General features: G+C 62.2%; 10 protein-coding genes. All 10 read left to right on the top strand.

Annotation, left to right across the window (positions count from 1 at the left end):
* Nucleotides 1-807: ferredoxin:protochlorophyllide reductase (ATP-dependent) subunit N (locus LQ952_RS14060; RefSeq protein ID WP_238623257.1), on the top strand; the 807-nt coding region annotated here is incomplete at its 5' end.
* Between the two features lie 4 nt (nucleotides 808-811).
* Nucleotides 812-2,419, top strand: coding sequence for a ferredoxin:protochlorophyllide reductase (ATP-dependent) subunit B (gene bchB, locus LQ952_RS14055; protein ID WP_238623256.1), 1,608 nt, complete (start codon nucleotides 812-814; stop codon nucleotides 2,417-2,419).
* Nucleotides 2,420-2,552: 133 nt separating this feature from the next.
* On the top strand, nucleotides 2,553-3,272 hold the full coding sequence (gene bchM / locus LQ952_RS14050; protein ID WP_238623255.1) for a magnesium protoporphyrin IX methyltransferase: 720 nt from the start codon (nucleotides 2,553-2,555) through the stop codon (nucleotides 3,270-3,272).
* Entirely contained in the window at nucleotides 3,269-4,705 is a 1,437-nt protein-coding gene (locus tag LQ952_RS14045) for a BCD family MFS transporter (protein ID WP_238623254.1), read from the top strand. Before bchM ends, LQ952_RS14045 begins: the two co-directional genes overlap by 4 nt.
* A 26-nt stretch (nucleotides 4,706-4,731) precedes the next feature.
* Entirely contained in the window at nucleotides 4,732-5,562 is an 831-nt protein-coding gene (gene puhA / locus LQ952_RS14040) for a photosynthetic reaction center subunit H (protein WP_238623253.1), read from the top strand.
* Nucleotides 5,559-6,242: a photosynthetic complex putative assembly protein PuhB gene (gene puhB / locus LQ952_RS14035; RefSeq protein WP_238623252.1), complete on the top strand. Its 684-nt coding sequence runs from the start codon at nucleotides 5,559-5,561 to the stop codon at nucleotides 6,240-6,242. The genes puhA and puhB overlap by 4 nt, the downstream gene beginning before the upstream one ends.
* The gene (gene puhC / locus LQ952_RS14030; RefSeq protein ID WP_238623251.1) at nucleotides 6,239-6,733 is read left to right on the top strand and encodes a photosynthetic complex assembly protein PuhC; all 495 of its coding nucleotides are present in this window, start codon (nucleotides 6,239-6,241) and stop codon (nucleotides 6,731-6,733) included. Before puhB ends, puhC begins: the two co-directional genes overlap by 4 nt.
* 52 nt (nucleotides 6,734-6,785) lie before the next feature.
* On the top strand, nucleotides 6,786-7,655 hold the full coding sequence (gene puhE / locus LQ952_RS14025; RefSeq protein WP_238623250.1) for a putative photosynthetic complex assembly protein PuhE: 870 nt from the start codon (nucleotides 6,786-6,788) through the stop codon (nucleotides 7,653-7,655).
* A gap of 15 nt (nucleotides 7,656-7,670) precedes the next feature.
* Entirely contained in the window at nucleotides 7,671-8,276 is a 606-nt protein-coding gene (gene bchJ / locus LQ952_RS14020) for a bacteriochlorophyll 4-vinyl reductase (RefSeq protein ID WP_238623249.1), read from the top strand.
* Between the two features lie 22 nt (nucleotides 8,277-8,298).
* Nucleotides 8,299-11,230 (top strand): PAS domain S-box protein (locus LQ952_RS14015; protein WP_238623248.1); only part of this gene is annotated, 2,932 nt, incomplete at its 3' end.

Here is an 11,230-nt window from a genome sequence, read left to right as displayed (position 1 = left end):
TGCCTGGCGGCGCTGGTCCCTGAATTGCCGCAGGCCCCCGCCGACAGCGCACCCGACCTGCTGGTCGTAGGCACCCTGGCGGACGTGGTGGAAGATCAGTTCATGCGCCTGTTCAAAGACATGGGCATCACCCGGGTGCAGTTCCTGCCGGCCCGCAACTCCCGCGAGATGCCAGCCGTTGGTCCCAATACCCGCTATATCCTGGCCCAGCCCTTCCTGGCGGATACCGCGCGCTGCCTGGAAAAGCGGGGTGCCACCCGCATTGCCGCTCCCTTCCCCCTGGGCGAGGAAGGCACCACCCGCTGGCTCAGGGCGGTGGCGGACACCTTCGGTGTCGCCGCGGAACGGTTCGACAAGGTGACCGCTCCCGGCATTGAACGCGCCCGCCGCGGCATGGCCCGCATGCGTGAACAGCTGGCAGGCAAACGCCTGTTCATGTTCCCGGATTCCCAGCTGGAGATTCCGCTGGCCCGTTTCCTGCACCGGGAAGCCGGCATGGAACTGCTGGAGATCGGCACCCCGCACCTGCACCGCCGGCACTTGGCGGAAGAATTGGAACTGCTGCCCGAAGGCATCACCCTGAGCGAAGGTCAGCACCTGGACAACCAGCTCGACCGTTGCCGGGCCGCACAGCCTGATGTGGCGGTCTGCGGCTTGGGCCTGGCCAATCCGCTGGAAGCCGAAGGCATCACCACCAAATGGTCGATCGAACTGGTCTTCACGCCCATCCAGGGCTACGACCAGGCGGCTGACCTTGCTGAACTTTTCGCCCGTCCGCTGCTGCGGAAGGCCAAACTGAGAGTCTGATGTCGTGCAACTGACGGTCTGGACTTATGAAGGCCCACCCCATGTGGGCGCCATGCGCGTGGCCACCGGGATGGAAGGCCTCCATTATGTGATTCATGCACCGCAGGGTGACACCTACGCGGATCTGCTGTTCACCATGATCGAGCGACGCGACAAGCGTCCACCGGTGACCTACACCACCTTCAAGGGACGTGATCTGGGCCAGGACACGGCCGAGCTGTTCATGGAAGCGGCCCGGGAGGCCTGCGCGCGCTTCAAGCCCCAGGCAATGCTGGTCAGTTCGTGCTGTACCGCAGAGCTGATTCAGGATGATCCGGGCGGTCTGGCCAAGGGTCTGGGCCTGCCTGTCCCCGCCATCCCGCTTGAGCTGTCTTCCTACCAGCGCAAGGAAAACTGGGGAGCCTCGGAGACTTTCTACCAGCTCGTGCGCGGTCTGGCGGGCTCACATGCCCCCGCACCGGGCGCCGAGCGTCCCGCCCGCCCTGAAGGACAACGGCCGCGCTGCAATATCCTGGGTCCCACGGCCCTGGGTTTCCGACACCGGGATGACGTTCAGGAAATCACCCGGTTGCTGAACACCCTCGGTATCGACGTCCATGTGACCGCCCCCATGGGTGCCACACCGATGGACATCACACGCCTGGGCGAAGCCGATTTCAACGTGGTCCTCTACCCGGAGATCGCCGCCACCGCCGCCAAGTGGCTGGAACGCATGTTCAAACAGCCCTTCACCAAGGTCGTGCCCATCGGGGTCCGCGCCACCCGCGAATTCATTGCCGAAGCGGCCGCACTGGCCGGCGTCGACCCGGAGCCTGCCCTGCGGGACGCTGATTCCCGCCTGCCCTGGTACTCACGCTCGGTGGACTCCAATTATCTCACCGGGAAACGGGTGTTCATCTTCGGTGATGCCACCCATGCGGTGGCCGCGGCGCGGGTCGCCACCGAGGAATTCGGCTTCACCGTAGTAGGGTTGGGCACCTACAGTCGCGAATTTGCCCGGGAGGTGCGCGAGGCGGCCAAGCAATACGGCATCGAGCCCCTGATTACCGACGACTATCTGGAAGTGGAAGCCCAGGTGGCTGAACTGCACCCGGAACTGGTCCTGGGCACTCAGATGGAGCGGCACATCGCCAAGCGCTTGGGCGTGGGCTGCGCCGTCATCTCCGCGCCGGTCCATGTGCAGGACTTCCCCGCCCGCTATGCCCCGCAGATGGGCTTTGGTGGGGCCAACGTGCTCTTCGACACCTGGGTACACCCCCTGATGATGGGGCTGGAAGAACACCTGCTGGGCATGTTCCGCGAAGACTTTGAATTCCACGCCGAAGCCGGGCCTTCCCACCTGGGCGCCAGTGCGCCAACGGAAACCCGTACTGTCGGAACCACCCCTGCGGCCGCAAGCCCCACCGCGAACATTCAGGAACCGGAGCCTGAGGCGGCGCCGACGGACGGCGAGCCGGTCTGGTCGCCGGATGCGGAAAAGGAACTGCGCAAGATCCCCTTCTTCGTGCGCGGCAAGGCACGACGCAATACCGAACGCTTCGCCAAGGAACGGGGGATCAGCCGTATCGAAATCGACACCCTCTACGACGCCAAGGCACACTTTGGCCGGTGACGCATACCGACACCAGCTCCATGCATGCCCTGTCCCTGATCAGGATAGATGGCCGGCGGGGATGAGGACTTCCCCGTCGGCTACTATAATCGGGACCTACGCTGCCTATTTTTGACTGACACGGATTTGCCTGATGCCCTCTTCCTCTTATCAGAAGCGACGCGGCCAGCTGGAAACCTACTTCGACCGGACCGCCGTCGATGCCTGGAAAAAACTGACCTCCGACACCCCTCTGGGTCGCGTCCGTGCCACGGTACGCGCCGGCCGGGAGCAGATGCGCAACACCCTGCTGGAGTGGCTGCCCCAGGACCTCACGGGCAAGTGGGTACTGGATGCGGGCTGCGGCACCGGCATGCTCTCCGTGGAGGCCGCCCGGCGCGGCGCCCACGTGATCGCCATCGACCTGTCCCAGAACCTGGTGGACATGGCCCGCGAGCGCGCCGAATCCGAGGATCTGGGCACCGGCGAGATCAAGTTCCATGTAGGCGACTACCTGGACCCCAAACTGGGGGAGTTTGACTACGTGGTGGCCATGGATTCCCTGATCCACTACCAGTCTCAGGACATCGTCCAGGCCCTCTCCGTCCTGGCCGCACGCACCCATGCCGGACTGCTGTTCACCTTCGCCCCCCGCACCCCGGCCCTGGCCGTCATGCATGCCGTGGGCAAGATCTTCCCCAAGAGCGACCGATCCCCCGCCATCGAGCCCGTCTCCGAGAAAAAGCTGCTGCGCCTGATTGCCGCCGAACCTGCCCTCGACGGCTGGAAACCCATGCGGACCCATCGCATTTCCAAGGGGTTCTATACTTCCCAGGCGCTGGAACTGAGCACAGGCAGGAATGATGTGACGTGAAAACCGTCAGTCGACAGATCGCCAAGGCGTTGTCCCGTGTAGGGCCGCGCTTTCTGCCCTTCGCCGACGCGGCCACCCGGGACCTTCCCCTGGCCCGGTTGATGCGCCTGTCCCTGTTCCAGCTCTCCGTGGGCATGGCCATCGTCCTGCTGACCGGCACCCTCAACCGCGTCATGATCGTGGAACTGGGCATGTCGGCGGCCCTGGTGGCCCTGATGGTCGCCCTGCCCGTCCTGGTCGCGCCCTTCCGCGTCCTGATCGGCCACCGCTCCGACACCCATCGTTCCGCCCTGGGCTGGCGACGTGTCCCCTATATCTGGATAGGGACGTTGATGCAGTTCGGCGGCCTCGCCTTCATGCCCTTTGCCCTGCTGCTCATGTCCACCGGCGGCGAGATGGGGCCTGAATGGGCCGGCCCCGCGGCGGCCGCACTTGCCTTCTTCCTCACCGGCGCCGGCCTGCACACCACCCAGACCGCGGGGCTGGCGCTGGCCACCGATCTGGCCCCGGAAGACAAGCGCCCACGGGTGGTCGCCCTGCTCTACACCATGCTGCTGGTGGGCATGCTGATCAGCGCACTCACCCTCGGTGCCCTCCTGATCGATTTCAGCGAAATGAAACTGATCCAGGTCATACAAGGCGCGGCTGTCGTGACTTTCCTTGTAAATTGTCTGGCATTATGGAAACAAGAGGCGCGTAACCCTGCACGCACCTCGAAAAACGCACCGCGACAGCCTTTCAAGGAGGCTTGGCGCAATTACATGAGTCAAAGCCATGCGGCGCGCTTTCTCGTGGTGGTGGGGCTGGGAACGGCCGGTTTCCAGATGCAGGACATATTATTGGAGCCTTACGGCGGAGAAATTCTGGGGTTGTCCGTCAGTGCCACGACGACACTGACGGCTTTACTTGCGGGCGGCACCCTGGCCTCCCTGGCCCTTGCGGCCTGGTGGCTCAACCGCGGCGGGAACCCTTATCGGCTCTCGGCCCTGGGCGCACTGATCGGCATTGGTGCGTTCACGGCGGTGATCCTTGCAGCACCCATGGATTCGGCGTTGCTGTTCCGGATCGGTGCCACTTGCATCGGTTTCGGTACAGGCTTTTTCGCCGTGGGCACATTGATTGCGGCCATGAGCCGGGAGAATGGTGGACAAAGCGGTATCGCGCTGGGTGCCTGGGGCGCCGTTCAGGCAACCGCCCTGGGTCTGGGAATCATCCTGGGGGGTGTGATCCGCGACGTCGTCAATGCCATGACCAGCAGGGAACTGCTGGGTCCGTCCCTGACCGGTCCGGAAATTGGCTATGCGGTGGTCTACCATATTGAAATAGTGTTGTTGTTTGCCACACTCATCGCGATCGGACCGCTCGTGCGCAGCAAGAGCGTTTCCCGAGAGCAATCTTCATCGAGGTTCGGCATGGCCGACTTCCCCGGCTAAGCCACTCGAAACCTGGAGGAAATGCAATGCCAACCGGTGCCATTACTGAATATATGGATGTCGCGCAAGTCACGCTGTACGTCTTCTGGTTCTTCTTTGCAGGCCTAGTCTATTACCTCCACCGCGAAAACAAGCGGGAGGGGTACCCATTGGAATCTGATCGTTCCCCCTACATCACGGTCCAGGGCTTCCCGCCCGCGCCGGGTCCCAAGCAATTCCTGACCGCTGACGGCGGCGCCATCATCATCGCCAACGGCAACCCCGACACCCGTGAAGTCCATGCCAAGCCGGCCAACAAGTTCCCCGGTTCCCCGCTGGAGCCCACCGGCAACCCCATGATCGACGGTGTTGGCCCCGCCTCCTGGGCACAGCGCGCCGACGAGCCCGACGTCACCATGGACGGCACGCCCCGTATCGTCCCCATGCGCGTCACCAGCCACGGCTTCGGTGTGCCCTCCCGTGACCCCGATCCCCGCGGCATGCCCGTCTATGCGGCCGACGGCAAGGTGGCCGGTACCGTGCGCGACATCTGGGTGGACCGCTCCGAAGCCATGCCCCGTTACCTGGAAGTGGAAGTCAATTCCGATATCGCCAGCCGTACCGTGCTGGTACCGATGTTCCTTGCCAAGGTGGCCCGTGCCGCCAAGGCCAAGGCTGGTGCCGGCCTGGGTGAACGCATGATCGACGGTCGTCCCTTCGAGGTCCGCGTGGTATCCGTGATGTCCCATCACTTTGCCGACGCCCCTGTGATCCGTAACGCCGAGTCCGTTACCCGCCTGGAAGAAGACCGCATCATGGCCTACTTCGGCGGTGGTCACTTCTATGCCTCCAAGGAACGCAGGGAAGCCTTCCTGTGAGTCACGACGACCACGCTCCTGAACCGATCCGTGGTCTGCCCGAGCTCCCCCCCGAGGGGGAGCACATACTGTGGCAAGGCGCCCCCCTGTGGGGCGCCCTCGCCCGGCGGGCCTTTCATGTCAGAAAGGTCATGGTCTATCTGGGTATCTTTCTTGCCGCCCGGGGCAGCTACAGCCTGATGCAAGGGGCCTCCATTCCGGAGGCACTGGGTTCCATTGCCCTGGTCTTTACCCTGTCCGTGACCGCGGTAGCCCTGCTCTACCTGCTGGCGTGGCTGATGGCGCGAGCCACGGTCTATACCATCACGAATCGTCGTATCGTCATCCGCTTCGGGGTTGCCATCCAGCTGTCGGTAAACCTCCCTTACCGGGTAATCCAGTCGGCTTCACTCAAGGCTTATTCCGACGGGACGGGTGATATTTCTCTGGTACTGGAACCATCGGAACGGGTGTCCTACCTGATCATGTGGCCCCATGTTCGCCCCTGGCGTCTGCTCACCCCTCAGCCCATGATGCGTTGCATACCCGATGCCAAGCGTGTCGCCGAGCTGCTGGGCAAGGCAATCCATGGTGAATATGTGCCGGCGGATCCCACTGCCAGACCGGAGCTGACGGGCATGCTGTCCGGTTCCGCACGCAGTACCGTTACCAACCAGACTTCAAACCAGACTGCATCATGAGCAAGAATCCGGCGAGCCATCGATCCAGAAAGACGCTGGTACTCACCGGAGTGTGCGTCCTGGTGGTGGTGCTGGGAGTCGGGGTGTACTACCTCGGCGCCAGCGCCACCGCCACCAGGTCGGCCCCTCTCCAGGCAGAGCTCACCGACTCAAGCGAGTCCCGGGGCGCTGCGATACAAACCCTGAATCTGCGTACCGAAGACCGTCCCGGCGGCTACCTGGCCGTTCTGGATGCTTCCAACGATCAGGTGCTTCAGGTGCTCAGCCCCGCTGAAGGCGGATTCATGCGCACCGTTGTCCGCATCATCGCCCTTGATCGCCGTACCGAGGCGGAAAAGCGTGATCCCTCGCCCCTGCGCCTGACACGATGGTCCAACGGCAGCCTGACCCTTGAGGATCCCGCCACCGGCCTGCGCTACGAACTCAATGCCTTCGGCTCCACCAACGCCGCCGCATTCGGCAAGCTTCTGGACGCTGCCAGGGATTCCTGACCACAGCAGCCCTTGCTGCGCGCAAGGCCGCGAAACCGGGTAAACTGAATCCGTGACACAGTTCGGCCTGCCAATTCTCTACGTGGTCTTCCTCTGGTGGTTCAGCACCGGGGCGATCATCTATCTGGACGGACTCCCCCGTCATACCTATCGCTGGAGCATGCTCGGCGCCACCCTCCTCGGTGCCGTGGCCCTGTACGGCCTGGCTGCCACCAGTCAGGATGTTTCCGTAGCCGGGGCCTATATCGCCTTCACCTGCGCCATCCTGATCTGGGGCTGGGTGGAAATGAGCTTCCTCATGGGGCTGATCACAGGCTCCCGACGCACCCGCTGCCCGGACAATGCCCGCGGCCGGCGACGGTTCCTCTATGCCACCCAAGCCATCATCCACCACGAGTTGGCACTGCTGGTCAGTGCCGCCGCCATTCTATGGGTGACCTGGGGGAGCCCCAATCAGATGGGCCTGTACACCTTCCTCATTCTCTGGGTCATGCGCACCAGCACCAAGCTGAATGTCTTTCTGGGTGTGCGTAATCTCAACGAAGAATGGCTGCCGGATCACCTGCGCTATCTGGAGAGTTACTTCCGCAAGCGCCCCATGAATCTGCTGTTCCCTGTTTCAGTCACCGTGTCCACGGTGGTTGCGGTTCTACTGGTTCAGACTGCCATGAGCCCCGAAGTCTCCGCACACCAGGCCACCATGGCAACATTTCTGGCCATCCTGATGATTCTGGCTATCCTGGAACATTGGTTTCTGGTGCTGCCCATGCCCTCGCAGGCGCTGTGGAACTGGGCACTACGCTCCCGTCAGCCTGAGCCCTGCTTTCGCCCAATCCGACCCAACATCCCGGTGGCCAATGACCCTGACAAGGAGTCTCCAGGGACTGGTCTTGCTGCCGGCCCGAGTCGTTTTCGCTCCTGAACCTGCTCAACATCCATGACAGCGCACGCACATATCCCAGGCACCATCGGCCCCAACTCCATCACCCGTATGGCCCAGGCACTGACCCGCCAGCAAGGGGATTCCGTCACTGTGCGGATCTTCGAAACTGCCGGGCTGGCCCATTATCTATCCGAACCGCCCACCCGGATGGTGGACGAAAAAGGTGTTACCGCCTTGCATCGAGTCATGCGGGAAACCCTCACCCCCGAGGACGCACGGTCGGTATCCCGTGAAGCGGGGCATCTGACCGCCGAGTATCTGCTGGCCAACCGTATCCCCAAACCCGTTCAGACACTGCTCAGGCTACTGCCCGCCAAACCGGCGAGTCGCATCCTGCTCGCCGCCATTTCACGCAATGCCTGGACCTTTACCGGCAGCGGCCGCTTCCAGGTCGACCACGGCCGGACCCTGGAACTGCGTATTACCGGTGGCCCCATCTGCAAGGAAATCCAGAGCCATGAGCCGGTCTGTGATTACTACGCGGCAACCTTTGAACATCTTTTCCAATCACTGGTCCACAAAAACACCGTCGTTCGGGAAACGGCCTGCTGCGCCATGGGTGCGCCCGATTGTCTGTTTGTCGTAACCTGGGACCTTTGATACTGCGGTCTTTGGATAATTCATGGCCTCCAAGATGCCTCTGCTCAACGCCACCACCCTGCGCGAACGAGCCAAGCAGATCCTGCGGGATCACAGTTTTGACAGCACCCTGTTCGCTCTGAAACGAGGTGACCTGGATGTTGAGACGCTCTTGGAGGAACTGCATATCTACCATGCCGAACTGCGCATTCAGCAGGAGGCATTATTGGAGAGCCAGGAAGCAGCGGAACTGGCCCTGAGCCGATTCAGCCGCCTCTATCAGGAACTGCCGCTGCCGGTCCTGCGGATCGACTGGGCCGGCTTTCTGCAGGACGCCAACAGTGCGGCTCACCGGTGTCTGGCACTCAACCGAAGACTGTTTACCCAGCTATCAGAGGCAAAGCACAGAAGTTTCCTGGAAAACGCCCTGGAAAGGGCACGCCATGATGGGCGGGCAGACTGCCAGGCCGTGCGCCTCCGGCGAACCGACGGCCGCCCCCTGATCGCCGATGTTGCGCTGATTCGCCTGCCGGAACCGGATGGTGCCAAGCCCGGTTTCATCTGCAGTATCGTGGACCAGACCCTGCTCATACAGCAGCGTGATGCTCTGCTGGAATCCTATGCCCGCCTGCAGGAGAGTGAGGACAATTATCGCATCCTGGCGGCCTTTTCCCCCGATTGGGATTTCTGGCTCGGTCATGATGGGGAGTTTCGCTATATTTCTCCGGCCTGTGCGCGCATCACCGGCTACAGCTCGGAAGACTTCATGAATGATTCCGGACTGATGGAGCGTATCATCCACCCGGATGACCTGCCCCGCTACCAGACACACAGGAGCGCCGCGGACAAAGCACCCAATACCCCGCTGCAGTTTCGCATCCTGACCCAGGGAGGCGAGACCCGCTGGGTCGAGCATGTCTGTAATCCAGTGCTGGACGCCCACGGTCAGTTCATGGGTTATCGGGGTATCAACAGGGACATCACCGACCGGCAGAAGGCGCAGGCCTCCCTGGAGCATCAACTGCGCTTCCAGGCCATGCTGGCCAATATTTCGTCCCTGTTCGTGAACACCCGCATTGAACACCTCGACCCAGCCGTGGTGGAAGCGCTGCAACAGATCGGGCATTTTTTCCAGGCGGACCGATGCCGCATCCTGGAATATTCCGCAGATCGAAATGCCCTGGAACTCACCCATCACTGGTCCGGCCTGGCAGGCGATGAGCACGGCCCCGGTCCGGCGCAACAACTGCACGCCACCCAACTGCCCTGGACCACCCAGCGCATGCGTGCCCGCGACGTATTGCTGCTGGAAAAAGGTCCCGGGCAACCTCCCGAGTTTGCCCGGGAACATCGACTGCTGAGCCCTGACAACGCCCGCTCGGTCCGGCTGGTGCCCATGATCAGCGACGGTGAAATCCTTGGCGTGCTCCTGCTTGAAACCTTCGGACAGCTGCCGGACCACCACTGGCAAGAACAGCCCGACCAGATGCGGGTCGTATCGGAAAATCTGGCCGGCATGATCATCCGCTGTCGTGCCCAGCAGGAGCTCCAGGAAAGCGAGGCACGCTATCGTCATATCTGTGCCGTCACCAGTGACATCGCCTATTCGTGCCGAAAAAATGATCAGGGTGAGCTGCACATCGACTGGATCACTGACTCCATCCAGTCCATGACCGGATATGGCACGGCAGACATCCATGCCAGAGGTTTCTGGGGATTCCTGGTCATGGATGAGGACCAGGCGGTCTTCAAGCGGGAAATCCTTGAGCTTGAGCCCGGCCGGGCTTCCTGCTGTGAATTGCGCCTGCGCAGCAAAATCGGCCCGCCCCGCTGGGTGCGGGCCACCACGGAATGCATCCAATCACCACATGAACCTGAGCGCCTCCATCTGTACGGCGGACTGGTCGATATCACCGAGCAAAACCGGCAACAGAGTCGCATCCAGCGCCTGGCGCTGGTGGTGGAGCAAAGCCCCAGTATCGTGCTGATTACCGATCGGGAAGCCCGGATCGAATACATCAACGCCCGTTTCAGTCAGCTGACCGGTTTCAGTCGTGACGAAATCCAGGGTCATCCCCTTGCGCTGATCCATCCGGATGAACCTTCAGCAACGGCCCCCAGCCTTGATGACATCCTGCATGACCTGTCCGCAGGCAGGATCTGGAGCGGGGAACTGTCCGTTCGCAAGAAATCAGGGGAGCGTTTCTGGGAACAGGCGGCATTAACGCCACTGAAAAATGCCCAGGGGGAGATCACCCATTTCGTGAAGATGTCCGAAGACCTCAGTGATCGCAAGGCCCTGTCGGAGCAGCTCAGCTACCTGGCTCACTATGACCCGCTCACCGGCTTGCCCAAGCGGTCCGTGATGAGAGAGTGCATTCAGCAGGCCATGATCAAGGTCCGACACAACAGGCATCATTTGGCCATCTTCTCCATCGATGTCGATGACCTCAAGCGCGTCAATGATTCCCTGGGACATGCCGCCGGGGATGAATTGCTTCGAATTCTATCCGGGCGACTCAAGGGACTGCTCGGCAAGGAAGACAGCCTGGCAAGGCTGGGGGGAGACCATTTCCTGTTGCTCAAGGCGCATATGGCACAGACCCAGGATGCCCTGCATCTGGCTGAGCGCATCAATCAGCTGATGGAACAACCTCTGAACATCCATGACCAGTCTCTGGTGGTCACCGCCAGCACCGGCATCGCCCTCTTCCCGGGGGATGCGGATACCGTGGACGAACTCATGCGCCGGGGCGATGCCGCCCTGCACCGCAGCAAGAACGACGGCGGGGAACGCGCCTACTGTTTCTTCACCCCCAGCATGGACAAGCAACTCAAGGAACAATTTCAGCTGGAGCAGGCCTTGCGCCGGGGCCTGGAACGCGATGAGTTCCTGCTGCATTTTCAACCACGGGTCGACATGACCACCGGCCGGATCCAGAGCCTTGAAGCGCTGGTACGCTGGCTTCACCCGG

The organism is Ectothiorhodospira lacustris (genome assembly GCF_022227785.1).
GTDB classification, from domain to species: domain Bacteria; phylum Pseudomonadota; class Gammaproteobacteria; order Ectothiorhodospirales; family Ectothiorhodospiraceae; genus Ectothiorhodospira; species Ectothiorhodospira lacustris.
This window is presented reverse-complemented; position numbering and strand designations above follow the sequence as displayed.